22 protein-coding genes are annotated in these 26,344 nt (G+C 66.9%); 7 read left to right on the forward strand and 15 right to left on the reverse strand.

Annotated elements, in window-relative coordinates:
* Nucleotides 1-113: 113 nt before the first annotated feature.
* The 7 genes from ACVIJ6_RS18330 to ACVIJ6_RS18360 all read right to left on the reverse strand — a co-directional run bounded on the left by ACVIJ6_RS18330 (nt 114) and on the right by ACVIJ6_RS18360 (nt 7,212).
* Nucleotides 114-2,336: an O-linked N-acetylglucosamine transferase, SPINDLY family protein gene (locus ACVIJ6_RS18330; protein WP_456773818.1), complete on the reverse strand. Its 2,223-nt coding sequence runs from the start codon at nt 2,334-2,336 to the stop codon at nt 114-116.
* Between the two features lie 322 nt (nt 2,337-2,658).
* The gene (locus tag ACVIJ6_RS18335; RefSeq protein WP_012046371.1) at nt 2,659-2,955 is read right to left on the reverse strand and encodes a copper-binding protein; all 297 of its coding nucleotides are present in this window, start codon (nt 2,953-2,955) and stop codon (nt 2,659-2,661) included.
* Nucleotides 2,956-3,097: 142 nt separating this feature from the next.
* Entirely contained in the window at nt 3,098-3,559 is a 462-nt protein-coding gene (locus tag ACVIJ6_RS18340) for a cupredoxin domain-containing protein (RefSeq protein ID WP_456773819.1), read from the reverse strand.
* Between the two features lie 32 nt (nt 3,560-3,591).
* Complete coding sequence (locus tag ACVIJ6_RS18345; protein WP_456773820.1) at nt 3,592-4,932, reverse strand: multicopper oxidase family protein; 1,341 nt, start codon at nt 4,930-4,932, stop codon at nt 3,592-3,594.
* A 13-nt stretch (nt 4,933-4,945) separates the two neighbouring features.
* Nucleotides 4,946-6,373 carry a TolC family protein gene (locus ACVIJ6_RS18350; protein ID WP_456773821.1) on the reverse strand — a complete coding sequence of 476 codons (1,428 nt, stop codon included), beginning with the start codon at nt 6,371-6,373 and terminating at the stop codon, nt 4,946-4,948.
* Nucleotides 6,374-6,383: 10 nt separating this feature from the next.
* Complete coding sequence (locus ACVIJ6_RS18355) at nt 6,384-6,674, reverse strand: hypothetical protein (protein ID WP_456773822.1); 291 nt, start codon at nt 6,672-6,674, stop codon at nt 6,384-6,386.
* A 67-nt stretch (nt 6,675-6,741) separates the two neighbouring features.
* Nucleotides 6,742-7,212 carry a hypothetical protein gene (locus tag ACVIJ6_RS18360; RefSeq protein WP_456773823.1) on the reverse strand — a complete coding sequence of 157 codons (471 nt, stop codon included), beginning with the start codon at nt 7,210-7,212 and terminating at the stop codon, nt 6,742-6,744.
* A 171-nt stretch (nt 7,213-7,383) separates the two neighbouring features.
* On the opposite strand from ACVIJ6_RS18360, the gene ACVIJ6_RS18365 reads away from it, so the two are divergent.
* Entirely contained in the window at nt 7,384-8,622 is a 1,239-nt protein-coding gene (locus ACVIJ6_RS18365; RefSeq protein WP_456773824.1) for an MFS transporter, read from the forward strand.
* A 527-nt stretch (nt 8,623-9,149) separates the two neighbouring features.
* Nucleotides 9,150-10,235, forward strand: coding sequence for a TAXI family TRAP transporter solute-binding subunit (locus ACVIJ6_RS18370; protein ID WP_456777020.1), 1,086 nt, complete (start codon nt 9,150-9,152; stop codon nt 10,233-10,235).
* A 13-nt stretch (nt 10,236-10,248) separates the two neighbouring features.
* On the opposite strand, the gene ACVIJ6_RS18375 is transcribed toward ACVIJ6_RS18370, so the two are convergent.
* Nucleotides 10,249-10,656: a DUF4864 domain-containing protein gene (locus tag ACVIJ6_RS18375; RefSeq protein WP_456773825.1), complete on the reverse strand. Its 408-nt coding sequence runs from the start codon at nt 10,654-10,656 to the stop codon at nt 10,249-10,251.
* Nucleotides 10,657-10,812: 156 nt separating this feature from the next.
* On the opposite strand from ACVIJ6_RS18375, the gene kynU reads away from it, so the two are divergent.
* From kynU to ACVIJ6_RS18390, 3 genes are read left to right on the forward strand one after another with little or no spacing between them, the layout of a single operon-like run.
* Nucleotides 10,813-12,006 (forward strand): kynureninase, encoded by a 1,194-nt coding sequence (gene kynU, locus ACVIJ6_RS18380; protein ID WP_456773826.1) that lies wholly within the window; start codon nt 10,813-10,815, stop codon nt 12,004-12,006.
* Entirely contained in the window at nt 12,003-12,842 is an 840-nt protein-coding gene (gene kynA / locus ACVIJ6_RS18385) for a tryptophan 2,3-dioxygenase (protein ID WP_456773827.1), read from the forward strand. Before kynU ends, kynA begins: the two co-directional genes overlap by 4 nt.
* A 31-nt stretch (nt 12,843-12,873) precedes the next feature.
* Entirely contained in the window at nt 12,874-13,698 is an 825-nt protein-coding gene (locus ACVIJ6_RS18390) for an alpha/beta hydrolase (RefSeq protein WP_456773828.1), read from the forward strand.
* 372 nt (nt 13,699-14,070) lie between these two features.
* On the opposite strand, the gene ACVIJ6_RS18395 is transcribed toward ACVIJ6_RS18390, so the two are convergent.
* The 7 genes from ACVIJ6_RS18395 to ACVIJ6_RS18425 all read right to left on the reverse strand — a co-directional run bounded on the left by ACVIJ6_RS18395 (nt 14,071) and on the right by ACVIJ6_RS18425 (nt 24,249).
* Nucleotides 14,071-15,666 (reverse strand): gamma-glutamyltransferase family protein, encoded by a 1,596-nt coding sequence (locus tag ACVIJ6_RS18395; RefSeq protein WP_456773829.1) that lies wholly within the window; start codon nt 15,664-15,666, stop codon nt 14,071-14,073.
* A gap of 139 nt (nt 15,667-15,805) precedes the next feature.
* Nucleotides 15,806-16,189: a RidA family protein gene (locus ACVIJ6_RS18400; protein ID WP_456777021.1), complete on the reverse strand. Its 384-nt coding sequence runs from the start codon at nt 16,187-16,189 to the stop codon at nt 15,806-15,808.
* Between the two features lie 151 nt (nt 16,190-16,340).
* Nucleotides 16,341-18,674, reverse strand: coding sequence for an acetamidase/formamidase family protein (locus ACVIJ6_RS18405; protein WP_456773830.1), 2,334 nt, complete (start codon nt 18,672-18,674; stop codon nt 16,341-16,343).
* Nucleotides 18,675-18,940: 266 nt separating this feature from the next.
* Nucleotides 18,941-20,182: an acetamidase/formamidase family protein gene (locus ACVIJ6_RS18410; RefSeq protein ID WP_456773831.1), complete on the reverse strand. Its 1,242-nt coding sequence runs from the start codon at nt 20,180-20,182 to the stop codon at nt 18,941-18,943.
* 240 nt (nt 20,183-20,422) lie between these two features.
* Nucleotides 20,423-22,033, reverse strand: a complete 1,611-nt coding sequence (locus ACVIJ6_RS18415) for an amino acid ABC transporter permease/ATP-binding protein (protein ID WP_456773832.1) — start codon at nt 22,031-22,033, stop codon at nt 20,423-20,425.
* Between the two features lie 308 nt (nt 22,034-22,341).
* Entirely contained in the window at nt 22,342-23,232 is an 891-nt protein-coding gene (locus tag ACVIJ6_RS18420) for an ABC transporter substrate-binding protein (protein WP_456773833.1), read from the reverse strand.
* 198 nt (nt 23,233-23,430) lie between these two features.
* Nucleotides 23,431-24,249 carry an IclR family transcriptional regulator gene (locus ACVIJ6_RS18425; protein ID WP_456773834.1) on the reverse strand — a complete coding sequence of 273 codons (819 nt, stop codon included), beginning with the start codon at nt 24,247-24,249 and terminating at the stop codon, nt 23,431-23,433.
* Between the two features lie 180 nt (nt 24,250-24,429).
* Here ACVIJ6_RS18425 and ACVIJ6_RS18430 point away from each other — a divergent pair, with 180 nt between their 5' ends.
* Together ACVIJ6_RS18430 and ACVIJ6_RS18435 are read left to right on the forward strand one after the other, a co-directional pair.
* Nucleotides 24,430-25,485 carry an ABC transporter ATP-binding protein gene (locus ACVIJ6_RS18430; RefSeq protein WP_456773835.1) on the forward strand — a complete coding sequence of 352 codons (1,056 nt, stop codon included), beginning with the start codon at nt 24,430-24,432 and terminating at the stop codon, nt 25,483-25,485.
* Complete coding sequence (locus ACVIJ6_RS18435) at nt 25,482-26,339, forward strand: ABC transporter permease (protein WP_456773836.1); 858 nt, start codon at nt 25,482-25,484, stop codon at nt 26,337-26,339. Before ACVIJ6_RS18430 ends, ACVIJ6_RS18435 begins: the two co-directional genes overlap by 4 nt.
* The last annotated feature ends 5 nt before the right edge of the window (nt 26,340-26,344 follow it).

Genomic DNA, 26,344 nt, shown 5'->3' on the forward strand with positions numbered 1-26,344 from the left:
TGTCGGTTGTGCCCGCGCGCCCCCCGGGAGGCTCGCTGGGAACCCGACGGACGCGCATTGATGCGGTCTGCGAACGATCTCTCTGCGGTGCGCGGCGAGAGCCGCACGGCCTATCAGCTGCCGGTTTTGGCGCAATAGTCCCGCCAGAACTGCCGATAGCCCGCCTCGACGCAGCGCGTGTAGTGGGCGACGTCGCCGGCGGGGGAGCGTGCGACCTTGCCGGGCAGCTCGGTGCGCAGCTGCGCCAACAGCTCGGGCTGCGCGGCAAAAGTCCTGGCGATGCGGATGTAGCCGTCGTCATCGTCGGCGACCCAATCGGACAGGCCGGCCGCGGTCAGGATGCCGCCCGCCGCCCGCGAGGCCGCGCCGGCGCCAAGCTTGGCGACGACCGGCACGCCCATGTAGAGCGCTTCGAACGTCGAGATGCCGCCATTCTGCGGGAACGGATCGAGCGCGATGTCGATGCGGTCGAACGATCGCAGATGCTCGCTGCGCGCGCTGGCGCCGAGGCAGAGGATGCGCGCTTCCTGGACGCCCTGCGTCACGAAGCGGCCGAGCAGGCCGTCGCGCACCAGGGGATCGTTGAGCGCGAGATGCTTGACGACGAGCTTGGCGTCCGGCACTTCGCCGAGCAGCCGCGCCCACAAGGCGATCGCCTCGTCGGAGATCTTGTCGATGCGATTGTAGACGCCGAAGGTGACGTGGCCATTCTGCAGCATCGGTGGCGGCGATGGCGGAATGTCGAGCAGGGGATCGATCGTGATCACCGACGGCAGGTCATGCACGCGCTCGGCGAAGAGCGGCCGGACGTTCGCGGGCACCGTGACGGGATCGGCGAAGAAATAGTCCATGGTCGCAAGCCCCGTGCCGGTGCCGCTGCCCCAGGCGGTGACCTGGATCGGCGCCGGCTTGCGCGCGAACACCGGCATCCGCGTGCCCGTGGTGTAGCCGGAGAGATCGACCAGGATGTCGACGCCGTCCGCCTGGATGCGGTCGGCAAGCTCGTCGTCCGATAGGTTGGCCGCCTGGACCCAGACGTCGGCTATGGACTGGAAGGTCGCCGTCAAGGCGTCGTGGCGCGGTGATGACGAGTAGCAGTTGACCTGCACCTGCGTCTTGTCATGCCCGCGCAGCACCGGCAGGAAGGCGAAGGCGGCCGAGTGCGTGCGGAAGTCGGCCGAGACGTAGCCAACAACGATGCGCCGCTCGGGATCAAGCGCGCGCGCGGCAAGCTTGCGGCGCGGGAATTTCGAGCCGACCGCCACCCACCAATAATAACGCGCCGCCTGCTGGACCGCGAAGTCGGCGCCGGAGAGGAAGTCGAGATAGAAGATCTTCTTGGTGATGGCCTCGTCATAGTCCGGCTGCACCGCGAGCGCCTGATCGAAGCGCGCGATCGCGCCTTCGATGTCGCCAAGCCGTCCCTGGCAGGCGCCGAGCAAGGTCAGCGCCACTTGGGCGGTCGGGTTCTGGTCGAGCACGCGCTTGCAGGCCGCCATCGCCTGCGCGATGTTGCCGTTGAGCATCGCGATCTGCGCCTTGCCCTGCCAGCCCACCTGCAGCCCGGGATCGAGCGCGACCGCGGCGTCGAACTCGGCTTCGGCTTCGGCATTGCGCCCGCTCAGCATGAACAGCCGGCCGCGATGCGCCAGCAGCTCGGCATTGCTCGGCCGCACCGAGCGGGCCGTGTTGAAGGTCGCTTCCGCCAGCTCGAAATGATGCAGTTCGAGATGCGCGAGTCCCTTGTTGACCAGCGCTTCGAAATGAGCCGGGTTGAAACTCAAGGCGCGTTCGGCGCTGGCTGCGGCGGCGTCCCAGCGTCGCAGCATCAACTCGGCGACGCTGCGGTTGCACCAGGAATCGACATCGTCAGGCTTGAGCTGGAGGGCGCGGGTCGCGGCGTTGAGGGCGGCCTCGCCCTGCTTCAGCCGCAGCAAGGCGATCGCCAGATTGCGCCACGTGATCGGCGCGTTCGGCCGCAGCGCCAGCGATCGCTCCAGCGCGGCGCGCGCCTCCTCGTAACGCTCGCAATTGACCAGCGCCCAGCCGAGATTGGACTGCGCATCGGCCGAATTGGGCTCCAGCGCAACAGCCTGCGTCAAGAAGCCCGTGGCCTCGACGAAACGCGAACTGGTGACGAGCGAGACGCCGAGCAGATGCATGGCGTCGAAGCAGCTCGGCACCTCCTGCAGCAGCGCCGCGCAGATCGCCTGCGTCTCCGCCTGCCGTCCGGCGCGATAGGCCGTGTACGCCGCCGTCAGCTGCGTCTCGATCAGCTTCTTTTGCTTCTTTTCCTGCCGGGCCTTCTGGAAGGCGCGCGAACCAACGGTGCTCAAGGCTTTTCTCCGGGCGAACTGTGCGGTGGCGCGTTCGAACGGGCCTGGCGCCGCGCTCGGCGGAGCGCCCCGCCGGGGGCCGCAGGTCGGGCCGATTGCGCCGTCGTGCCGGCAGCCGCGACGGGCGGGGCACGCCGGAAAGATGATCCGGCGGCCCGCCACGCGCAGCGCGACGCGGCAAAGCTTGCCCGCCTCATGGTTAGCAAAGCGTTAACGCGGCCGGCGGGGCGAGCGCGGAGGCGGGGAATGGCCGGCAAAGGGGCTGCGCCCTCGCGCAGGGGCCGCAGAGTCCCCGGACTTTGACGGGTCAACGCCGCTTGTCCTACTTCCCCTTCTCGATCTTGGTCACCGTGTAGCCGGAGGGCTCCTCGATGGCCTCGAACTTCACCTTGTCGCCGGCCTTGAGGCCCTTGAGCATCGCGGCGTCCTTGACGCGGTAGACCATGGTCATGGCCTCGTCCATGCCGAGGCTTTTGGCTGGGCCGTGATGCAGGGTGATCTTGGCGTTGGCTTCGTCGACCTTCTTGACGTCGCCGCTGATGGCATCGGCGGCGAGCGCGGGGGTAAGAAGCGCGAGAGCAAGGGCGGCGGCGGTGGTGAGCTGAGTGAACGTCTTCATCGTGTCGTCTCTTCTGCTGGTGTTGGGTCTGAATGCGTAAGGCGGATCAGCGCAGCGTGATCCGCCGATGGGTCTGAGATCCGCGGCGATGGCGGATCACGCAAACGCTGATCCGCCCCAGGGGCTGGCGCGTGAGGCGCCGTCACTTGACGCTGACATGACCGGTCATGCCGTAGTCGCGATGGTCGGGGATCAGGCAGGAATATTCGAACGTCCCGGCCTTGGTGAAGCGCCACAGCAGCTCGGTGGTCTTGCCCGGTGCGAGCCGGGCGCCGTTCGGTTCGGCGTGCTCCATGTGGGGATGCTTCCTCATGACGGCGGCGTGTTTCAGATTCTCAGGCTTGGTGGCGAGCAGGAATTCATGGTCCTCCTTGCCGGTGTTGCGCAGCATGAAGCGGATCTGCTCGCCGCGCTTCACGTCGATGCGCGCCGGAGTGAACTCCATCTCGCTCAAGAGCACCTCGACGGTGCGTGACGGCAGTTTGGGGTCACCCGGCTCGCCAGCCGAATAGCCCGGTGCGCCGTGCTGCTCGTGGCCGCGCGCCGGCGCGGCTGCAATCATCGCGGCGGCGATTGCGGCGCTGATCATGATGGGGGTCTTCATCTGTCTCTCCTGGTGATCATCTGGTGGGTTGGTCATGGACGGGCGGATTTCGGCGTTGCGGCCGCGGCGCTGCCGGCGCGCCGGACCGGCTCCGGCGCGCTCGCGACCTCATAGGCGACGCTGCCTTGCGGAAACTGATAGGGGCCGGGATCGCGATAGTCGTCGCGCGCGAGGCCCTCGCGCACCTTGAGCGTGGTGAACATGCCGCCCATCTCGATCGGGCCGAACTGACCGGTGCCGGTCATCATCGGCAGCGTGTTGTCGGGCGCCGGCATCTCCATGGTGCCCATCGCCATGCCGGTTTGGCCCATCACCATGCCCTCGGGCGCGAGCTTGCCGACGGCGGCGGCCAACTCCTTGCGCGACACGCCGATCAGGTTGCGCATGTCGTGGCCCATCGCATTCATCGTGTGATGCGATTTGTGGCAGTGGAACGCCCAGTCGCCGGGATTGTCGGCGACAAAGTCGAACACGCGCACGGCGCCGACCGGCACGTCGGTGGTGGTCTCCGGGAATTGCGCCGTGTCCGGCAGCCAGCCGCCGTCGGTGCCGATCACCTTGAACTTGTGGCCGTGTAGATGGATCGGATGGTTGGTCATGGTGAGATTGCCGATGCGGATGCGCACCTTGTCGCCGAGCCGCACCGGCAGCGGATCAATGCCGGGGAAGACGCGGGCGTTCCAGGTCCACATGTTGAAGTCGGTCATCTCATTGACCTTCGGCAGATAGCTGCCGGGCTCGATGCGATAGGTCGACATCACGAACACGAAGTCGCGGTCGACCGGCGGCGGCGCGGAGCCGCGCGGATGCACGACGATCATGCCCATCATGCCCATCGCCATCTGCACCATCTCGTCGGCATGCGGGTGATACATGAAGGTGCCGGCATGCTTCATCTCGAACTCGTAGACGAAGGTCTTGCCCGGCCTGATGTGCGGCTGGGTCAGGCCGCCGACGCCGTCCATGCCACAGGGCAGGATCACGCCGTGCCAGTGCACGGTGGTGTATTCCGGCAGTTTGTTCGTGACGAAGATCCGCACCCTGTCGCCCTCGACCGCCTCGATGGTCGGTCCCGGCGACTGGCCGTTATAGCCCCACAGATGCGTGGTCATGCCCGGTGCGAATTCGCGCGTCACCGGCTCGGCGACGAGATGGAATTCCTTCCAGTCGCCGTTCATGCGGAACGGCAGCGACCAGCCGTTGAGCGTGACCACCGGCTGATAGTCCGGTCCGGCGGACGGATGCAGCGGCGGCTGCATCACGGTCTTGTCCATGGTCGGTGCTTCGGGAATGGCGGCTGCCTGGACGCGGCCGGAGACGGCGGAGGCGCCGGCGAGCGCCGCGGAGCCGAGCAGGGTTCGGCGTGACAACATCGGGGCTCTCCTCTCAGTCGTTGCTTGGCGCGAGCGCGCCCGCGGTCTGCTGCGTGATGTCCTCGCCGCTGGCAACGCCGCCATTGACGGCAGCCGACAGCTCGGCCTCGGCGAGGAAGAAGTCTCTGACGGCGTCGATCGCGGCGCGGCGCGAGGCCAGGCGCTGCCGCGCCTCGGCCAGCAGCGCGAAGATGTCGGCCTGCATGCTGGAATAGCGCAGCTGCATCTCATCGCTGATGATCTGGCGCAGCGGCAGCACCTCGCGGGCATAATGGCCGGCGATGTCGTAGGCCGCGCGATAGCTGCGATAGGCATCGCGCGCCTCGGAGCGCACCGTGACGGCGCGCTCGGTGAGGCGGTTGAAGGCGATGTTGTAGGTCTCGGCCGCCTGCCGAGCGCGGACCTCACCGCCGTCGAAGATCGGAATCTGGAACTGCACATCATAGCCGCGCTCACGGATGCCGCGGCCGTCGGGCTCGATAGTCTTCCGATCGAGGCCGGCAAGGTCGAGCAGCGTCACGAAGCGCGTCGCCTCGGTGAGCTGCAGCGAGGTCGCGAGTGCCGTGAGTTCCAGGCGGGCGATCTGCAGATCGATGCGATGCGCCACGGCGTCGCGCTCGACGAAGGGCTGGGTCAGCGGCCGGCGCGGCAGGTTGGGCAACCGATCCGGCAGGCGGAAGCCCAGGTCGTCGCCCCACAGGCCCATCAGCCGGATCAGGCGCTCGCGCCCGCTTGCCGCGATGCGGCGGGCGGTGGCGAGCTCGGCCGTCGTCTCGGCATAGAACACCTGCTCGCGCGCCTGATCGAGCCGGTTGAGCGCGCCGGTCTCGCCGAGTTTCTGGGCGAGCTTCGCGGTGGCCTCGGCGGCCGATTGCGCCTCGCCGAGCAGCGCCACCAGTTCGTTCGCAGCCACCACGCGCACATGCGCGCGGCGGACGTCGGCGGCCAGCCGCAAGGTGCTCAGTGCGGCCTTCAACTGCGCCTGCCGGAAGCGCTCGCGCGCGATCTCCGAGCGCAGCGGCAGAGTGGCGAGCGCCAGAATGTCGCCGGCGACCTGCCGCTCGGCCTCCAGCGCGCCATCGCCGCTGATGCGCATCAGCGAGAAGGTCGGGTTCGGCGGCAGGCTGGCCTCGATCGTATCAGCCTCGCTGAGCGCCAATTGATGATAGGCCGCCTGCAGGCCCTTGTTGTTGAACAGCGCGACCTGCACGGCGGCGTCTGCCGACAGCGGCCGCGACAGCAGCCGGCGCGTGGCATCGCGCAGGCGCGCGGCATCGTCATCGGTTCTGACCGCGGCGACCTCCTTGCCGGTGGTGCGGCCGGTGATGTCGGCCACGACGCCGATGCCGCCGTCGGGCGAGAACGAGGCGCAGCCGGCAAGCCCAAATGCTGCGACGACAAGTGCCGCGACGCGCGGCGCGAGCTTGATGATCCCTTGCATCACAGGGCTCCTAGCGGGCCGGTTCGGAGCGCGGTGCGCGCGCGCCGTCAGGCTCTCCCCAGGCGGCGGGTGCGGTGGGGCGCACGGGCGTGTAGGGCGCGATGACCGCGGAGATGCGCGCCGGCGCCACGTGGGCTGCGGGATCAGCCGGATCGGGACCGGCGAACGCGACGGTGCGCGGCTGGCAGCCGGCGAGGCTCACAGCGGTGAGCAGCGCGCATGCACCGGAGACAATGAGATATGGCAGGCCGCGCCGCGCCGGACATGCGGCAGCGGGCGTCGCCTGGGATTGCGACAACATGATCTGTCCTTTGGTCGGTCGATGATCAGCGACCGCGCGCAGTTGCGCGCTGGCCGGCGTCGTTCGTTCAGACCAGGACGATGGGGGGACGATCGAGCCGCGGCGGCGTGCGCCCGGGCAGGCTGGTCTCGTGCGCAGCTTCGCTGGCCGAGGCGAGGGGAGCACGCAGGGTCACAACTGGCAGCGCGGCGGCGAGGCCGACCGCGCACATCATGGCGCAGCAGGGGCCGGACATCTTGCCGTGATCGTGGTGGGACGGCGCGCGCGGCGGATCCTGCTGCGGCTGCAGGCCGGCATCCGCGATCTGGTGATCATGATGATGCGCATGCGCGGCATGCCGCGGCATCGCGCCATCGTCCAACGCCTGTTCGGCCGGATGATGAGAGACCGCGACGGCAGCCATGCCGTCATCGAAGCAAGGCGCCGCGCTGCGGGCAAATGCGAGCGCCACGCCCGGGCTGAGCACGCAGAACAGGTAGGCGAGGACGAGCAGCCGTCCCGCCGAAACCCGCAACTTTCGTGTCAATCCCAGCGACATGCGCGCGCAAATCTCTCCGTATCGGTCGGCACTCTAGCGCAGCAGGCGCGTCGCCGCAAAGAGGGTTGCGGAAGCAACATTGTGCCAAGTCTGTTGCGCTGCTTCTGCATGGCCAATGCTGCAGCAATGTGACTTGACCGGATGCGATGCGGCGTCGAAGTTGCCGATATCGTGCACGTACCAGCCACAAGATTCGAGGAAGCGTCCCATTTCGTTCCGGATTCGCGCCAGGCCTGGGCGCGGCTGGTGCTGGCGCTCGTGATCGGATCGATTGGCGGTGCGGGGATGTGGACCGTCGTCGTCGTGCTGCCGACGGTGCAGGCGGAGTTCGCCGCCAGCCGCGGCGCGGTCTCGCTGGCCTATACGCTCACGATGTTCGGCTTCGGTCTCGGCGGCGTCATCGTCGGCCGCATCACCGATCGTTTCGGCATTGTCACCGCCATGGCCCTGAGCATTGCCTGCACCGCGGCAGCCTATCTGCTCGCTGGCGCCTCGGTGACCCTGTGGCAGTTCCAGGCGGTGTATTTCCTGGTCGGGCTCGGCTCGTCCGTGACCTTCGCGCCTTTGATGGCCGAGGCCTCGCATTGGTTTGTGCGCTATCGCGGGCTCGCCGTCACCATCGTCGCCTCCGGCAATTATGTCGCCGGCACGATCTGGCCGCCGCTGGTGAATTGGGGCGTGCAGCAGATCGGCTGGCGCGCCAGCCACGTCGCGCTCGGGATTTTCAGTGCGGTGACGATGAGCGCGCTGCTGCTACTGTTGCGCGCCCGCATGGGCGGCACCGGCGCGCAGGATCATGCGCATGCCGCGCCGCCGCAGCTCGCGCTGCCGATTTCCACCAATGCGCTGACCGTGCTGCTCAGCGTCGCTGCGATCGCCTGCTGCGTCGCCATGGCGATGCCGCAGGTCCATATCGTCGCCTATTGCGGCGATCTCGGCTATGGCGTCGCTGCCGGCGCCCAGATGCTGTCGCTGATGATGGCGCTCGGCATCCTCAGCCGCATCGGCTCGGGCTTTCTCGCCGACCGCGTCGGCGGCATGCGCACCTTGCTGATCGGCTCGCTGGCGCAGGGCTTCGCGCTGCTGTTCTATCTGTTCTTCGACGGCCTCACTTCGCTGTATCTGATCTCCGGGATGTTCGGCCTGTTCCAGGGCGGCATCGTGCCGAGCTATGCGATCATCGTGCGCGAGGCGATGCCGGCGCGCGAGGCCGCCACCCGCGTGGGCATCATCATCTTCGCCTCGGTGTTCGGGATGTCGTTCGGCGGCTGGGTTTCCGGCGTGATCTTCGACGCCACCGGCTCCTATGCCGCGGCCTTCGCCAATGGGCTCGGCTGGAATGCGCTCAATCTGGCCATCGTGGTCACGCTGCTGATCCTGGCGCGGCGGCAACACTCGTTCGCGGCTTGAGCCCAGACCTGAACCGAAAGCGTTGCGTGACGGCAACAGTCGGATCCTGATCGGCGGGTCATATGCACGCCGTCATACAAAATCCCGGCGCGCGCCGCAAATCCATCGCATCCCAACCAGCAACTACCAACTCGATCGAGGCTGCTCGAGGCCATGAGCGCTCGTGGGACTCGCATCGCGAGGGGGAATGTTGCGTGGTCCCACCCGGGGCCGCGGATGCCCATCGCTTGCCCGAAGCGCAAGGAGGCGTCGAGGTGAAGGCTGCGGACCGGTCGAGATCGCTGTGGCGGCATCGCGATGGTGAAGGACGATGCGCATCACCGATCCTGCCCCAAGGCGTTTGGAAGCTGCTGCCCGCAGTGATCGTCAGCCTCCTGCTCGCCGGTGCGGCTTCGGCGCAGGCGCCTCCACCCCAACGCCCCGCGCCGACCCGCTCCATCATCGTGCCGGTGGCGCCTGCGCCGGCCAAGCCGAATGCTGCGCCAGTGATCCCGGCCCCGCCACGTCCGGCCGGATTGCCGGCCTCATTGTCGCCGGCGCCAGGCAGCGGACCCGATGTGTGGCGGCTGCCGAACCCGAACGACGTCAACGACGGCACGGTCACGATCATCACGGCGCCGGCTGGCGGGGCGACCTCGGTGTTCGGCTCGGACATGGCGCGCGTGCTCGACGATCAGTCCAACATTCGTGTGCTGCCGGTGCTCGGCAAGGGGCCAGTCCGCAATGTCTCCGACATCCTGTTCCTCAAGAGCATCGACATGGGCGCGGTCGCCGCCGACGTGCCCGAGTTCTATCGCCTGCAATACGGCATCCCGGACATCACGTCGCAGCTGCGCTACGTCGCCCGGCTCTATTATAATGAAGTCCATGTCATCGCGCGGTCCTCGATCCGCTCGATCTTCGATCTCAACGGCAAGCGGGTCATTGCGCCGACCGATGTCGGGTTCTATTCGGCGCGCGTGATCTTCAACCGGCTCGGCATGACCGCATCGTTCGACTATTCGACCGACGATGCGAAATCGATCCAGAAGCTGATCGACGGCGAAGCCGATGCCTACATCGTCTCGACCGGCAAAGTGTTCCAGCTCGCGCGCAACATCCGCAACGACAATCGCGCGCTGCATCTGGTGGCCATCCCCTACGACCGCCGGCTGCAGGATCTCTATCTGCCGACCACGCTGTCGTCGGAGGAATATCCCAACCTGCTCGGGTCTGGCGAGACGATCGAGACCGTAGCGATCGGCATGCTGCTCGTCAGCTACAATTGGCCCGAGAATACCGAGCGCTACCGCAAGGTGGCGCGCTTCGTCGATGCGTTCTTCGCGAACTACGACGAGTTCATGAAGCCGCCGCGGCATCCGAAATGGAAGGAGTCGAGCATCGTCGCCGCTGTTCCCGGCTGGAAGCGCTTCAAGGCGGCGGACGAGTGGCTGGTCGCCCGCAACATGGCGCCGCGGCCGCATGTCGCCGATGTCCAGCAGCGGCAATTCGAGGATTTCGTGCGCCAGAGCGGCGGCCAGGTGTCGAACGATCCGGCCGAGCGCAGCGCGCTGTTTCGGCAGTTCCTGCAATGGCGCCAGCAGCATGGCGGCCCGCCGACGCCGACGCGCTGAATGCGCTGCGCGATCAGACCGACTGGCCTGTCTTCAGCAGCGAGCAGCCGGTGATCTTGAGGCTGCCATCGGGCTGCGCTTGCAGCGTGTACAGCGCTTCCCAGGCCTCGCCATTGGCGTCGACGATGTGAACCCGCTGCACGATGGTGCCGTCCTGCGCCTGTGATGGACCGAATTCGAAGCTGCGGTGCCGGTAGACCGGTGCATAGCCTTCGCGCACCATCGCCATGAAGATCTCGATGCTGGGGAAGAGCGCCTGGATCTCCGGTGCCGCCTGGGCATAGGCGGTCGCGCCGTCATCGTGCGCCAGCGCCTGCTCCTGGGCGCGGATCACTCCCTGCGCGGCGTCGACCTCATTGCCGGCAAAGGCGGGCGTCCGCAGCAGGCAGAGACCGAAGACGAGCCATGCTGAAACTCTCATCGCGCTTGCTCCAAAGCCGCAGTCATGACAGAGCCAGATCGCGCGGCGTGGGCGGCCCGTCACGATCTCGGTCGGGGCTGTGGCCGCCCGGGCCGTCCGATCTTGCCTCTTACGGCCCAAATCATGCATCCAGGATCGCGAACAGAGCAAGGCAGCATGACGGATTTTTCCCACACACGATCGCTTTTCAAGATACCTGACGGCATCATCTATCTCGACGGCAATTCGCTCGGAGCGCTGCCGTCCGCGGTGCCCGCGCGCGTCGCCGGCATGATCGAGGCGGAGTGGGGGCAGGAGCTGATCCGCGGCTGGAACAGTGCCGGCTGGATGGTGCAGCCGCGCCGCGTCGGCGATCGCATCGCCCGGCTGATTGGCGCTGTGCCCGGCACGGTCGTGATGGGCGATACGCTCTCGATCAAGGTGTATCAGGCGCTCGCCGCGGCGCTCTCGCTCAATCCGAGCCGGCGCGTGATCCTGTCCGACAGCGGCAATTTCCCGTCCGATCTCTACATGGCGCAGGGGCTGGTCCGTATGCTCGGCGACCGTGCCACCTTGAAGGTGGTCGACCCCGAGCAGGTCGAGGGCGCGATCGACGACAGCGTTGCCGTGCTGATGCTGACCGAGGTGGACTACCGCACCGGCCGGATGCACGACATGGTCGCGCTGACGCAGAAGGCGCATGCTGTTGGCGCGCTCACGGTGTGGGATCTCGCGCATTCCGCCGGCGCGGTGCCGGTGGATCTCGCTGGCGCGGATGCGGACTTCGCCGTCGGCTGCACCTACAAATATCTCAATGGCGGTCCCGGCGCGCCAGCCTTCATCTATGTCGCGCCGCGCCACGCCGAGATCGCGCCGCCGGCGCTGTCGGGCTGGATGGGCCATGAGGCGCCGTTCGCCTTCGATCTCGATTATCGCCCGGGCGGCGGTATCGAGCGCATGCGCATCGGCACGCCGCCGATCATCGCGCTCGCCGCTCTCGACGCCGCGCTCGACGCCTGGGACAGCGTGTCGATGCAGGACGTGCGCAAGGCCTCGATCGCGCTCTCCGAGCTGTTCATCGCCGAGGTCGAGGCGCGCTGTCCGTCGCTGACCTTGGCGTCGCCGCGTGATCCCGCGCGGCGCGGCAGCCAGGTGTCGTTCCGTCATCCCGACGGCTATGCGATCATGCGGGCGCTGATCGCGCGCGGCGTCATCGGCGACTTTCGCGCGCCGGACGCGCTGCGCTTCGGCTTCACGCCGCTCTATATTGGCGAGGCCGAGGTGCGCGGCGCCGTCGACATCCTCGCGGAGGTGCTCGCCAACAGGCTGTGGGACAAGCCTGAGTATCGCCAGAAGGAGCTCGTGACGTGAGCAACGCCCCCTACGATCCCGCCACCGAAGGCGCGCGGATGAACTTCAAGGGACGCATGTCCTATGGCGATTATCTGATGCTCGATCGCCTGCTCGACGCGCAGGCGCCGCTGTCGTCGGCACATGACGAGCTGCTGTTCATCATCCAGCACCAGACCTCCGAATTGTGGATGAAGCTCGCGATCCACGAGATCAAGGCAGCGATGGCGGCGATCGCCAAAGACGACGTGCAGCCGGCGTTCAAGATGCTGGCGCGGGTGTCGCGCATCTTCGAGCAGCTCAACGGCGCCTGGGACGTGCTGCGCACGATGACGCCCAGCGAGTATACGCTGTTCCGCGACAAGCTCGGCGAGTCCTCCGGCTTTCAGTCGTTCCAGTATCGCTCGATCGAATTCCTGCTCGGCAACCGCAATCTGGCGATGCTGCGTCCGCACGCGCATCACCCCGAGCTGACCGCCGAACTGGAAGCGATCCTCGCCCAACCGAGCCTGTATGATGAAGCGCTGCGGCTCCTGGCGCGGCGCGGCTTCTTCATCGGCGCCGATGCGCAGCGCACGGACTGGCGCGGCACGCGAGCTGAGAGCCCGGAGGTGGCGGCGGCCTGGACCAGCGTCTATCGCGATCCGCAGCGGCATTGGGAGCTGTACGAGCTCGCCGAGAAGCTGGTCGATTTCGAGGATTATTTCCGCCGCTGGCGCTTCAACCACGTCACCACGGTGGAGCGCATCATCGGCTTCAAGACCGGCACCGGCGGCACCAGCGGTGTGAACTATCTGCGCAAGATGCTGGAGATCGTGTTGTTCCCCGAACTCTGGAAGCTGCGCACCGGGCTATAAGGCCGCGCGCTCATTCGATCAGGAGATTTCGATGCTGTATGCCATCAAGGACTGGGACAACGCCTATGCCAATGGTCCGAACATCGCCGGCGGCGAGCGCTGGCCCGGCTTGTGGGTCGCGCCGGCTGACGCCTATCGCAAAGAGCTCGCGGGGCAGGGCCGGGCGAAGCTCGACATCGCCTATGGTGCGCATGACCGCCAGCGCCTCGACCTCTTCCTGCCTGAGACCGCGCCGAAAGGGCTCGTCATGTTCGTGCATGGCGGCTATTGGATGCGGCTCGACAAGAGTTTCTGGTCGCATCTGGCGCGCGGAGGCAACGCGCGCGGCTTTGCCGTGGCGATGCCGTCCTACCGGCTCTGCCCCGAGGTCGGCCTCGCCGACATCTCTTCCGATGTCGCGCAGGCGATCGCGCGGGCCATGGACGAGATCGCTGGTCCGGTGGCGCTGACCGGCCATTCCGCCGGCGGCCATCTCGTCAGCCGCATGATCTGCCGCGGCGCGCCGCTGCCGCCCGAGCGGCAGGCGCGCATCACCAGCGTCGTCTCGATCTCCGGCCTGCACGATCTGCGCCCGCTGCAGCGGACGGCGATGAACGAGACCTTGCACATCGACGACGCAACGGCGCTGCGCGAGAGCCCGGCGCTGCTGGCGCCGATCGATGGCGCCCGCGTCACCGCCTGGGTCGGCGGCGCCGAGCGCAACGAATTCCGCCGCCAGGCCCAACTGCTCGCCAACATCTGGACCGGGCTGGGTGCGTCCACCGCCTATGTCGAGGCGCCGGACCGGCACCATTTCGACGTGATCGACGAGCTGGCGGATGCGGAGAGCGGGCTGGTAAAGGCTCTGGTGGGGTAGTGCCGAGAGTTGGAGCCGGAGAACTCGCGGCTTGCTCAGTGCACCTCGCCCCGGGCTCCGTTCATAAATTCTGCGGCGACGGCGCACCGATCTCATCTCCCCTCCCCCTTGCGGGGAGGGCTATCGCATGGGGGCGTCTACGTATTGTACTCGTCCGTTCTAGGTCGTCATGGCCGGGCTCGTCCCGGCCATCCACGTCGTCCGGCGTCCTCGGAACTACGTGGATGCCCGGCAGAAGCCCGGGCATGACGGAGTAACTGCCAGGCGTCCCTGTTGCGATTGCCGCATTTCTTCAAATGCAATCGCCCTCCCGCAAGGGGAGGAGAACGTACCGCCAGCGCGATGATATCTCTAATCTGACGGATCGTTGCCTCACCCCTCCGCCACCGCATCGCCCCAGGCATGTGCGATCTCCGTGGCGCCGCTGTTCAAATTGCCCTCGCGCAGCACGACGCTGGGGCAGGCGAATTTCATCGGCATGGTCTGCACTGGCGCCGGCACGGTCTCGAACTTTGCCGCGAGCGCGTTCATGACCTCGGCCGGCAGCCGCGTATCGGCACCCACCACGTCGCCCTCGCTGGCGTCGATGCGGGGCTGGTGGATCGCGGCGTCCAGGTCCATGCCGTAATCCATCACGAAGGACAGCATCTGCGCGACTGCGGGCAGGATGCGGCGGCCGCCGGAGGCGCCGAGCGCGAGGCGCTTTCCATCCGCCGCCTGTGCCACGACCGGCGTGTAGTTGGTGAGGCAGCGCTTGCCCGGCGCCAGCGAGTTGGTCGTGCCGGGCGTCGGATCGAACCACATGATGCCGTTGTTCATCATGATGCCGCTCTGCGGCGCCTGGAATTTCGAGCCGAAGCCCGACAGCAAGGTCTGGGTGACCGCCGCCATGTTACCGTCGCGATCGACCACCGAATAATGCGTGGTGCAGGCCGGGGCGAGATATTCCGCGCCGAGCGCGCGCTTGCCGGGCGCATCGCCCATGTCGTTGAGGCGCTCGCGATAGGCCGATTGCAGCGCCTGCGCATAGGCGATGAAGGCGCTGGCGTCAGGCGCCTGGCTTGACGCGGCGATGTTGGCCTGTATCAGCCGCAAAGCGTGCGCCAGCGTGGGTCCAGCGGTCAGTTCCGGCGTCGCGAACACGGTGCCGCCGCGATAGGGGATGCGCAGCGGCTCGCGGACATGCGCCGCGAAGGCGGCGAGATCCTCGACCGACAACGCGCCGCCGGCAGCCTGGATGTCGCGCGTCAGCGAGCGGGCGATGTCGCCCTGATAGAAATCGCGCGCGCCGGCGCTGGCAAGATGCGCAAGCGTCGCCTTCAACTGCTCCTGCGGCAACCGCGTGACCGCCTTGGCGCCCCATTGCGGGTTCGGTGGCAGGCCGTCCTTGAGATAGGCCGCGGCGCTGGCGGGATAGCGGCGCAGATCGGCGGCGCAGCTCGAGATCATCACGGTGGTCCACCAATCCACCAGCAGGCCTTCGGCGGCGAGCTTGACGCTCGGCGTGACGAGGTCCTGCCAGGGCAGCCTGGCATAGCGGCGGTGCGCCGCCTCCATGCCGGCGACCACGCCGGGCACGGCGACCGCGCCGGGGCCGTGCAGGTTGCGATCGTTCTTGACGCGGGGCCACGGGAAGAGGTCAGCCGCGACACTGCCGTCATTGGCCAGCGGATAGTCCGCCACGCGCAGACTGTCGGGCGCGCGCATGCCGTAGTCGATCACCTCGACGCGGTTCTCCTTGGCGCGGTACAGCACCATCGCGCCGCCGCCGCCGAGACCGCTCATCCAGGGCTCCAGCACGCCGAGCGCAAAGCCGGTCGCGACGACCGCGTCGATGCAGTCGCCGCCGGCGCCCAGCACCTCGGCGCCCACCTCAGCCGCCCGCCGTGACTGCGCCGCGACGATGCCGCCTTTGCTCGTCACCGCCGGCTTGCGGATCTCTTGACGATTGGAAAACTGGTTCGGCATGGCACTCCCCCTCGATCCGCCTTATTCGTCGGCGAATTGACACCGGTTGGTGCCGGCACACAATCGGCAGCAGCGGAAGGCTCCCCAGCCCGGATCGAATGACAGCTGGCCGCGTTGAGGAGATGTTTACCAATGGGTATTATGGTCTGCGGCAGACCAGATCGATCTCGATCAGCGCGTCATAGGCAAGGCCGGTGACGCCGACGCAGGTGCGGGCCGGCAGCCGGTCCGGCGGGAAGAATGAACGGTAGGTTTCATTCATTGCCGCATAATCGCGCTTGAACTCGGTCAAGTAAATCCGAGACATCACAATATGTTCGAGGCCGAGGTTAAGACCTTGGAGGATGTCCTTCAAGTTCTGCATCACCGCCTTCGTCTGTTGGACGATCCCCTCCGGCAGTGCGCCAGGCGCCTCCGGTGAGTCCGGCATCTGGCCGGTGACGAATACGAAGCCGTCGGTCTCGACCGCGTGACTGAACGGCGCCACCGGCTTCGTCGCGCCTGTGATCATGTGGAATTGCATGGGGGTGTCCTCTTCGTAGGGGGCTCGCTGGAAAAACAACAACGGTCGTCATTGCGAGGAGCGAAGCGACGAAGCAATCCAGAGCCGCGCGTGACGCCCTGGATTGCTTCGCTTCGCTCGCAATGACGGAGATCTGAGAAGCAGCTGCGGTTCAATCCGCATCCTCGAACAGCCGCTTGCTCAGGATCGCGTGCACGCCCCAATTGCCGTCGACCACTTGCGTCACGCCGAAGTCGACGGCCGCCGACATCAGCGCGATCGCCTCGTCCTCGCTGAGGCCTTTGATGTGCATCAGGAAGCGGCGCATCTTGCGGAACGCATCCTTCATCGCGAGGTCGAGCGAGGATGTCGCGTAGACCTCGCTCTGGCCCTGCGCGCCGAACTCGGCGAGATAGTTCGGATGACTGAAGCCGGTCAGCACCCAATCGGTCGCGGTCTCGATCAGCGGATAGGTGAGGTCGGCGAAGGGCTGTCCGGCGAGCTGGGTCTTCTTGTGGAGGATCACCTGGAAGGTGCCGGTCATCGAGCATTCGATCGCGGTGCCGGACAATTCGCCGTCGCCCTGCGTGGCGTGAGGATCGCCGACGGAGAGCAGCGCGCCGGGAACGGCGACCGGCAGATACACGGTCGCTCCCTTGCCGATGCGCCAATTGTCGAGATTGCCGCCGAAATAGGATGGCGGGACCGAATCGACGAAATCGGCTTCGCGCGGTGCCACCGCGATGACGCCGAAATGCGGCCGCAGCGGAATGCGGATGTTGTCGAGCACGCCATGGCGGCGCTTGACGCTGTCAGCGGCCACCGGGACGCCGGGATAATCATAGGTCGCGTGCACGATCCCGGCCGGATCGGTCTGCGGCTCCCAGCGATAGGAATACAATGCGCGGGCGTGCGGCTCCGGATCGCCGGCGAAGATCTCGTAGATCGTCACGGCCTCGCGCGGCTGCGGCGACGCGATCAGCTCATTGTAGTGATAGCCCCACCACGCCGCGACGCTGGAGCCGAACACGCGTCCCGCGTGGTTCGGGTTGCGGCTTGGCCGCGGCACGATGTCGAGGATGCGGACCTCGAGCACGTCGCCCGGCTGCGCGTCCTTGATCGCCACCGGGCCGGTGCAGATGTGCACGCCGAACCCTTCGCCGGCGCCGCGGCCGAACACGCTGGCGTCCATCGGTCCGGCGCCGCGGCGGTCGACGTTCTTCTTCGTTCTGGTCCAGCCGAACACGCTGAGCGCGCCCTCGTCGCCTGCGATCATCAGTTCCGGATCATCGGAGGCGTGCTGGGTCAGCGTCTCGATCGTGATCGTGTCGCCGGAGGCGATCTCCAATTGCGGCGGCAGCGAGCGGCTGAAATAGCCCCAATGCACGCGCTCGGCTGATACTTCGAGATGATGATGCCGCTGCTGCGCGTCCTGGTCGTTGGCCGGCGCGGGTAGGGCGATGTCGCTTCGCGCCGGAGCCGCGGTCGGCGAGGCGCGCTGCTGGGCCAGCGCATCCTGCGGCCAGCCGCGCTGGCCGCGCGGTGCTGCCGAGGTCACCGCCTGCTCAGCCTTCTGCTGGCGGAACTCGCGCGGCGACAGGCCGAAGCGGGCGCGGAAGCTGCGGCTGAAATGCGCTGAATCGGCAAAGCCCCAGCGATAGGCGATCTCCGAGATGGAATGATGGGCTTCGGCCGGATTGGACAGATCGGTCCAGGCGCGCTGCAGCCGTCGCTCGCGGACATAGTGACTGAAATTGTCGCCAGCGCTCTCGAACAGCTTCTGCAGATAGCGCTCGGAGATGCCTTCGGCCTGCGCGACGCTTGCCGGCGTGAGATTGGCGTCATCAAGCCGTCGCTCGATGCTCTGGCAGATGCGGTGCAGGGTCGCCGCCCGGGTCGCGCTGCTGCCGGCCTCCGAGACCGGCACGGCCTGTCGATGCGCCAGCGTCAGCAGGAGATCGACGAGACTTTGCGCCACCGTGCTCCATTCGGCGTCGCTGAGCGTTTCCAGCGTTCGCGCCGTCGCCTCGATGGTGCGGCAGACCACGTCGGCGAGCCCATTTGGCGCGATCACCTGCGGCTTGGCGAATTTCAGCTTGCCGCTGATGCGGCCGTGCAGCGCGTCCGATGTTACCGACAGCACGATTGCGCGCAGGTCGCGCTGAAACGCGATGCTCCAGTCGCGTGTCCGCGGCAGCAGCAGCAGATGTCCCGACGGCACGATGCGGTGGCTGTCGCCGTTGCGGAGCACGGCGCCATCCTCGATCGCGAGCAGCACGATCGGCAGATCCTCATGCGCTTGCGGAACCGCAGCCACGCTCTGCGAGCCTGCTGAAAGCCGTGACAGCGCCAAGCCTGGCGCAGTCCGATGCGAGGCGGTGGCGTGGCCGTCGTAGAAGGCCGTCTTCGCCGCCGGCTGCAGCCCGACGGCGCTCAACACGTCGCGCCATGCGTCCGGGCGCTCGCCCTCGGCATAGGATTCGCTGGTGAACGGACGGAAACTCATGGCACGCCCCGGGTCAGGGAATTCGAAGCAACCCCCGTGCCAGGTGAGTTTTACGGTGCGTGGTGTCCGCGGAAGGGAGTCGGTGTTCAGCGCTGCTCTTGAGTTGGTCAATGCTGTGCCCCGCGAGCGGTCTGTTCCCCTCCCCCTTGTGGGGAGGGGGCCCACAACGGTGGTGTCGCCCGGAGCCACCCCCCTCCCCGACCCTCCCACACAAGGGGGGAGGGAGCGTACCTTTCGTGGAGCGAGGGCTCGTTCACCAACGTCAATCACTCACACCGGAACATGTTCTTCCGGATCGTGCCGTGCACGCCCCAATTGGCGTCCACCACCTGGGTGACGCCGAAATCGGCGCCGACCGACATCAGCGAGATCGCCTCGTCCTCGCTGAGATGATGTACCGTCATCAGGAAGCGGCGGAGCTTGCGGAAGGCGTCGCGCATGGCGCGGTCGAGGCTGGAATGGTTGGCGATCTCGGTCTGCGCATTGGCGCCGAGCTCGGCGAGATAGTTCGGATAGGTGAAGCCATAGACCGACCACGCGTCGCTGGTCTCTAGCAGCGGATGGGTGAGGCCTTCCAGCTGGGTGCCGCCGAGATCGCCCTTCTTGTGCAGGATGAACTCGAAGTCGCCGGTCAGCGAGGTCTCGATCGCGGTGCCGCCGAGCTCGCTGTCGCCCTGCGCGGCATGGGGATCGCCGACCGAGAAATAGGCGCCGGGCACGGCGACCGGATAATACATCCGCGCGCCATTGCCGATGCGCCAATCGTCAATATTGCCGCCGGTGTAGCTCGGCGGGATCGAGGAGACGTAATCGGCCTCGGAGGGCGCGAGGCCCATGGTGCCGAAATGCAGCCGTGCCGGCACCTTGATGCCCGGCATGATGTTCTCGCGCTTCCTGATCGTGGTGTGATCGACCGGCACGCCGGGATAGTCGATGGTCGGATGGACGATCCCGTCGGGATCGGTCTGCGGCGTCCAGACGTAGTTGTAGACCGCCTTCGCGAACGGCTCGCCTGAACTGTCGAGCTCGAAGATGGTGACGACCTCGCGCGGCTTCGGCTCCTCGATCAGGTCGTGATAGTGGAAGCCCCAATTTGCCGCGACATTGGAGCCGAAGCACTTGCCGGCATGGCAGCCGCATTGGCTCGGCCGCGGCCTGATATCGAGGATGCGGACCTCCAGCACGTCGCCGGGCTCGGCGCCTTCGATCGCCACAGGGCCCGTCAGCAGATGCACGCCGATGCCTTCGCCGGCGCCGCGGATGAACGGGCCTTCGGTCGGGCCGGAGCCGCGCCGCGCCACGGCCTTGTGCTCCTTCGTCCATTTGAACACGCTCTCGGCGCCGGGATCGTCCTTGATCATGCGCTCGTAGTCGTCGTTGGCGTGATGCGTCAGCGTCTCGATCGTTGCGCGATCGCCGGAGCGCAAGGTGAGCGCCGGCGTCACCACCTTGGAGAAATAGCCCCAGTGGACGGTCTTGTCGGACACCGGCAGCAGATGGTGCTTCATGCGAGGGCCTCTTTGCTCAGAGATCGAGATTGTCGTGTGGTGAATTCCGGAGCCGGAGCCTCATGGTTCTCAAGGCGATGCCGAAGGCATCGTCCGGAGACGGCGCTGCGCGCCTCCGCACCATGAGGGGTGGGAGTGAAGGCGCCGCACCCACCGACCTCATCCTGAGGAGACCGCCGCAGGCGGGCGTCTCGAAGAATGGCCGCGGGCACCTGCTCGTCGCTGACGTAAGGTGTGGGCTCATGCCACCGCGTCCTTCGGCCGCTCGGCCTCCATCACCGACAGGAAGCGGGCGGTCAGCGGATGGCGCGGGTTGGTCAGCACCTCGTGGGCCGGGCCCTGCTCGAGGATGACGCCGCCATTGAGGAAGGCGACGCGGTCGGCGACCTCGTCGGCGAAGCGGATCTGGTGGGTCGAGATGATCATGGTGAGGCCGTCGTCGATCGCGAGGCGGCGGATCACCTCCAGCACCTCGTTGACCAGCTCGGGATCGAGCGCCGAGGTCGGCTCATCCAGCAGCAGCACGCTGGGGTTCGGCGCCAGCGCGCGGGCGATCGCGACGCGCTGCTGCTGGCCGCCGGAGAGATGCCGCGGCAGCGCATCGGCACGGTGCGAGAGCCCGACGCGCTCCAGCAGCTCGAGCGCACGGCGCTCGGCCTCGAACCGGCCCATGCCGTGCACCCAGCGCAGGGGACCGGCCACGTTCTCCTTCGCGGTGAGATGTGCAAACAGATTGAACTGCTGGAACACCATGCCGACGCCGACATTGGCGCGCTCATTGGCGATCGCGCGCGGCGACAGCTTGCGCCCTTGTTCGTCGAAGCCGAGCTTGCGGCCGCCGACGCGGATCTCGCCGGCGTCCCAGTTCTCCAGATGGTTGATGCAGCGGAGCAGGGTGCTCTTGCCGGAGCCGGAGGGCCCGAGCAGCGCGATCACCTCGCCGATGCGCACGGTGAGGTCGAGGCCGTCGAGCACCTTGTTGCCGTCATAGGCCTTGCGCAGCCCTTTCACATCGACCGCGACGTTGTTGCGCGCGACAGTGGCCGCGCGCCGGGCCCGGTCTTCGATCGACAAAGCGAGCGGCGGGGTTTCCTTCAGCTCGGGTGCCTCCGGCGGTGCTGCCTTGTTGGCCTGCTCCGGCTTTGACGCGAGGTCGACACGGCGCCAGGGGAGATAATCAGCGAGGCCGCGCTGCTTCGTCGTGCGATCGAGATCAAGCAGCCATTCCAGCGCTAGCTGAATCACGCTGATCGCGCCGGTCAGCACGAGATAGATGAGGCCGGAAGCAAAGAAGATCGAGAAGAAATCGAAGGTGGAGGATGCGAGCTGGGTCGACCGCAGGGTCAATTCCTGCACAGCGATGACGGAGGCCAGCGAGGAGTTCTTCAACGCGCTCACGGCCTCGTTGCCGAAGGCGGGGATCATGGTGCGGATCGCCTGCGGCGCGATGATCCGGCGCATCAGAACGCCGGGCGTCATGCCGAGCGCCTGACCCGCCAGCAGCTGGCCGCGATCGATGCCGAGCACGCCGGAGCGCAGCATCTCGGCAATGAACGGCGCTTCGTTGCAGGCCAGCGCGAGGCCGGCGGCCAGCACCGCCGGCAGCTTGATGCCGATATGCGGCAGCGCGTCGTAGGCGAACACCATCTGCAGGATCAGCGGCGTGCCGCGGAAGATCACGGTGTAGCCACGCGCGATCGCGGCCAATAGCCAGAACCGGCTGAGCTGCATGCCGGCGAGAATGATCCCAAGAAGCAATCCGCCGATCAGCCCGAGCGCGGTGACCTGCAGCGTGAGCTCGATGCCCATGAGCAGGTACGGCATGCTGAGATAGTGCAGAAAGAGGGACATCGGTGATGAGTGCCTGATGAGTGCCGCAGGGGGGCAATGGCGCGGAGCGCCGTGCCGACCGCGATTGTCCAGCAAGGGGACGGTGGGCGCGCGTCGCCTGTGGCGTCGCTTTGCTCTCCCTGCGAAGTTGGCTCATGCGTGTGTTGCCGTGGATCTGGTGCGCTCCCTCGCCCGTTGTGGGAGGGGGGAGTGGGAGGGGGCCTCAGCAAAGACTCCGCCGTGTAGACCCCCACCCCCGCCCCCTCCCCGCAAGGGGGGAGGGGAGCGCACCGTCTTTTGCGGCAGCAGCTTCGCTTGAAGGCGCGCGCTTAGTCCGCCGTCAGAATGTCCGGCTCCTTGAAGTTCGCGGGATCGAGCTCCCACTTCTTCAACAGCTCCTGATGGATGCCGGCCTTCTGGACTTCGATCAGGGCGGCCATCACGGCGTCGCGGAACTTCGGCTTGTCCTTCGGCACGGCGATGCCGACCGAATAGGGAATGGTCACTGCGATCGCCTTCTCCAGCTTGTCCGGATAGGCCTTCACCGCCTGGTCGACCGTGTTGACGTCGTTGACATAGGTGTCGGCGCGGCCGGCGAGAATGGCCTGGATGCAGTTGGCGTTGTTGTCATAGAGCTGGAGCGTCGGCTCGGGCTTGCCGGCGGCCTTGCATTGCGGACCGAGGTCCTGGATCAGCGGGACCTCGACATAGCCGGTGTTCTCGGCGGCGGCGGCGCCGCACATCGACAGATTGATGCCGTTGATGCCCTTCGGATTGCCCTTGGCGACCAGCACGCCGTCGAACACCTTGGAGTAGGTGATGAAGTCGGCGGCCTTGGCGCGCTCCTTGGTGGCGTAGATGTCGGAGATGACGATGTCGGCCTGGCCGCTCGCCAATGTGGTCAGGAGCGCGGCGAATGTCACGGGTTTGTAGGTCAGCTTGAAGCCGAGGCAGTCGCCGATGGCCTCGCCGAGATCGATGTCGAAGCCGACATATTTGCTCGGGTCCTTCGGATCGATCGACTCATAGCCCGGCGTGTGCGGGTTGATGGCGTTGACGAGCGTCTTGCCGGTCCAGTCCGGATATTTCTCCTTCAGCGCCGCGCAGCCTGCGGGCGTCGCGGCCTGTGCGCCGACGGGAGCGAGGAGTCCCGCCACGATGATCGCGCCGAGCGCGACAAGCCACGCGCGCCGCGCTTTGGTGAATAGCCTCGTCTGCATGTTGCCAGCTCCTTCGAACGATGATGTCGCGCTGGTCGGGCGGTGCATGGGTGCCGTCGCCCCGGTCCAAGCTCAAAAGCGAGCTTAGGTGCGCGCGAGCGCGGCTGACTTGTCCATGGACGCACAAAAATTTGGATCATGGCGGCGCAAGAAATGAGCAGCCGCGTGCCTACAAACTGCTCTGCGACAGGCGCTCTCTCAGTTTCCGATCGTACTGAGGCTGCGCGAGGGATAGCGCAGCGCGGCGTCGAACGGGTTGAGCTTGCCGGCCAGCGCCTGCGCCTCGCTTTGCAGGATCTTCACGACATGCGGCAGGCGATCGGCATTCAGCCGCTCCGCCAGCGTGCCGACGCTGAGCGCTGCGACGGCGCGTGCTTGCGTGTCGAGCACGGGGACGCCGACGCCGGCCATGCCCGGAATCAGTCCCGTGCTGGTGTTGACCCATCCTTGTGCGCGCGCCTGCGCCAAAGCGCTGCGCAGCGACGCCTCGTCGAGGAAGCCGCGATCGAGCAGACGAGGGATGTTGAAGCGGATCACGGCTTCCTGCTCGTCCTCCGGCAGGTTGGCGAGAATGGCGAGGCTGCCCTGGCCGAGCCCGAGCGGCACCTTGCCGCCGATATCGCCCGTGAAGGAGCGGATCGGAAACGGCCCCTCGACGCGATCGAGGCAGACCGCATCGAACCCGTTGCGCACCAGCAGGAAGATCGTGTCGCTGAGCGTCGCAGAGAGGCGCAGCAGCGCCGGGCGCGCGGCCTCGCGCAGGCCGCTGGCCTGACCGGCGCGCGCGGCGAGCACGTAGAAATCGAGCGCGAGTCGATAGCGTTTGCCGGCGGCCTGTTCCGCGAAACCTTCGGCGGCGAGGTCCTGCAGCATGCGATGCGCAGTCGGCTGGCTGCAGCCAGCGGCCTCGGCGATGTCCTTCAGCCGCAGCCCCGCGGGGTCGCCGGCCGCGAGAACGCGCAGCAGTCTGAGCGCGCGGCGGAGGCTGGAAGAGGACTGCAGGTCAGGTTCGTTCATTTTGTTTGGATGAATGAAGTGGAAGAAAATACGCCATATAATTCCATATGTCAGAATCTTTCTGAATTAAATTCAGGATATTGAAATCGACCGTTGACCTGCCGTCCCGCCAGCCCAATGAAAGAGCCCCAGGGTGGCAATCCCTGGTGATGGCCCAGGGCGCCTCCCGCGCGAGGACGCATGGGTTTCCTGACGCTGGAAGGTCTGACCAGGCTCTATGGTGACGTCGCTGCGGTCAGCGACGTCAGCCTCAGCGTCGCCAAGGGCGAGTTCGTCTCGCTGCTCGGCCCGTCCGGCTGCGGCAAGACCACGACGCTTCAGATGATCGCCGGCCTGGTCGAGCCGACATCGGGGCGCATCACGCTCGACGGGCGTGACATTACCCATGAGAAGCCGGATCGCCGCGGCCTCGGCATTGTGTTCCAGAGCTATGCGCTGTTTCCGCACATGACGGTCGCGCAGAACGTCTCGTTCGGCCTGGAGATGCGCAAGGTGGCCAGGGCAGAGCGCGAGGCGCGCGTCAAACAGGCGCTGGCGCTGGTGCAACTCGCCGCGCTCGCCGACCGCTATCCGCGCCAGCTCTCCGGCGGCCAGCGTCAGCGCGTCGCGGTGGCGCGTGCGCTGGTCATCGATCCCCCGGTGCTGCTGCTCGACGAGCCGCTGTCCAATCTCGATGCCAAGCTGCGCGAGGAGATGCAGTTCGAACTGCGCGGCATCCAGCAGCGCGTCGGCACCACCACGATCATGGTGACGCACGACCAGGGCGAGGCGCTGTCGATGAGCGACCGCGTCGTCGTGATGGAGCAGGGCCGCATCGTGCAGGTCGACCCGCCTTATCGACTCTATGAGAGCCCGGCCACGTCCTTCATCTCCGCCTTCGTCGGCAAGATGAACCGGCTGTCCGGCGTCTGGCGTTCGGGCGGGGTCGAGATCGGCGGCAGCCTGCTGCCCTGCAACGGCGCTGGTCTGTGCGAGGGCGCCGCTGCCGTGCTGGCCATCCGGCCGGAGAAGATCGGCTTGAAGGCGCCGGGCGCAGGCGTGCTCGACGGCCGCGTCAAAGGCCGCTTCTTTCTCGGCAGTGCCTGGTTCTTCACCGTGGAGACGCCGGCCGGCCTGATCGGCGTGTTCCTGCCCAATGCCGGCGAGGAGCCGGCGCGCGAGGGGGATGCCGTCGGACTCGACTGGAGCAGCACCAGCGCCAAGGCCGCGAAGCCGGGGGGAGCGCAAGCGGCATGAGCGGTGCGCGCGCCAGCACGACACCCTGGCTGTTGGCCGCGCCCGGTGCGCTGCTGTTCGCGGCGCTCGTGCTCGTGCCGCTCGCGCTCACATTCGTGCTCTCGTTCCATGCCTATGACGTCGCGCGCGGTGTGAAGGACGAGTTCACGCTGGCGCACTATGCCGCGATCCTCTCCGACAGCTATTTTCTGAACATCTTCTGGCGCACGCTGCGGCTCGCCGCGCTCACGACCTTGATCTGCGCCGTCATCGGCGCGCCCGAGGCCTACGTCCTGTCGCGGATGCGCGAGCCGTGGCGCTCGATCTTCCTGCTCGCGATCATCGGCCCGTTGCTGGTCTCGGTGGTGGTGCGCACGTTCGGCTGGAGCATGCTGCTCGGCCCCACGGGACTCGTGAACGACGCATTCCGCGGGCTCGGCATCGGCACCGTGAAGATCCTCTACACCGAGACCGCGATCGTCATCGCGCTGGTCCATGTCATGCTTCCGTTCATGGTCATCCCGGTCTGGACCTCGCTGCAGAAGTTGGATCCGATGGTCGAGGCCGCGGCCTGGACGCTCGGCGCCTCGCGCTTCACGGCGCTGCGCCGCGTGGTGCTGCCGCAGGTGACGATGGGCCTGTTGTCGGGCAGCCTCGTTGTCTTCGGCCTCTCGGCTTCGGCCTTCGCGGTCCCCGCGTTGCTCGGCGGCCGCCGGCTGAAGATGGCGGCGACGCTGGTCTATGATGAGTACATGCATGAGCTGAACTGGCCGCTGGGGGCTGCGATCGCGATCCTGGTCCTGGTCATCAATCTCGTCATCATGCTGGCCTATCAGCGCGCCGTCGAGACGCGTGCGAAGCGAACCTTGGGGTGAGTGGC

Source organism: Bradyrhizobium sp. USDA 4369 (assembly GCF_054056435.1).

Bases quoted from the DNA above. Each gene is read 5' to 3' on its own strand.
- ACVIJ6_RS18335 (WP_012046371.1), bottom strand. From the start codon at position 2,955: ATGAAGACGTTCACTCAGCTCACCACCGCCGCCGCCCTTGCTCTCGCG.
- ACVIJ6_RS18340 (WP_456773819.1), bottom strand. From the start codon at position 3,559: ATGAAGACCCCCATCATGATCAGCGCCGCAATCGCCGCCGCGATGATT.
- ACVIJ6_RS18345 (WP_456773820.1), bottom strand. From the start codon at position 4,932: ATGTTGTCACGCCGAACCCTGCTCGGCTCCGCGGCGCTCGCCGGCGCC.
- ACVIJ6_RS18350 (WP_456773821.1), bottom strand. From the start codon at position 6,373: ATGCAAGGGATCATCAAGCTCGCGCCGCGCGTCGCGGCACTTGTCGTC.
- ACVIJ6_RS18355 (WP_456773822.1), bottom strand. From the start codon at position 6,674: ATGTTGTCGCAATCCCAGGCGACGCCCGCTGCCGCATGTCCGGCGCGG.
- ACVIJ6_RS18360 (WP_456773823.1), bottom strand. From the start codon at position 7,212: ATGTCGCTGGGATTGACACGAAAGTTGCGGGTTTCGGCGGGACGGCTG.
- ACVIJ6_RS18375 (WP_456773825.1), bottom strand. From the start codon at position 10,656: ATGAGAGTTTCAGCATGGCTCGTCTTCGGTCTCTGCCTGCTGCGGACG.
- kynU (WP_456773826.1), top strand. From the start codon at position 10,813: ATGACGGATTTTTCCCACACACGATCGCTTTTCAAGATACCTGACGGC.
- ACVIJ6_RS18390 (WP_456773828.1), top strand. From the start codon at position 12,874: ATGCTGTATGCCATCAAGGACTGGGACAACGCCTATGCCAATGGTCCG.
- ACVIJ6_RS18395 (WP_456773829.1), bottom strand. From the start codon at position 15,666: ATGCCGAACCAGTTTTCCAATCGTCAAGAGATCCGCAAGCCGGCGGTG.
- ACVIJ6_RS18400 (WP_456777021.1), bottom strand. From the start codon at position 16,189: ATGCAATTCCACATGATCACAGGCGCGACGAAGCCGGTGGCGCCGTTC.
- ACVIJ6_RS18405 (WP_456773830.1), bottom strand. From the start codon at position 18,674: ATGAGTTTCCGTCCGTTCACCAGCGAATCCTATGCCGAGGGCGAGCGC.
- ACVIJ6_RS18410 (WP_456773831.1), bottom strand. From the start codon at position 20,182: ATGAAGCACCATCTGCTGCCGGTGTCCGACAAGACCGTCCACTGGGGC.
- ACVIJ6_RS18415 (WP_456773832.1), bottom strand. From the start codon at position 22,033: ATGTCCCTCTTTCTGCACTATCTCAGCATGCCGTACCTGCTCATGGGC.
- ACVIJ6_RS18420 (WP_456773833.1), bottom strand. From the start codon at position 23,232: ATGCAGACGAGGCTATTCACCAAAGCGCGGCGCGCGTGGCTTGTCGCG.
- ACVIJ6_RS18425 (WP_456773834.1), bottom strand. From the start codon at position 24,249: ATGAACGAACCTGACCTGCAGTCCTCTTCCAGCCTCCGCCGCGCGCTC.
- ACVIJ6_RS18430 (WP_456773835.1), top strand. From the start codon at position 24,430: ATGGGTTTCCTGACGCTGGAAGGTCTGACCAGGCTCTATGGTGACGTC.
- ACVIJ6_RS18435 (WP_456773836.1), top strand. From the start codon at position 25,482: ATGAGCGGTGCGCGCGCCAGCACGACACCCTGGCTGTTGGCCGCGCCC.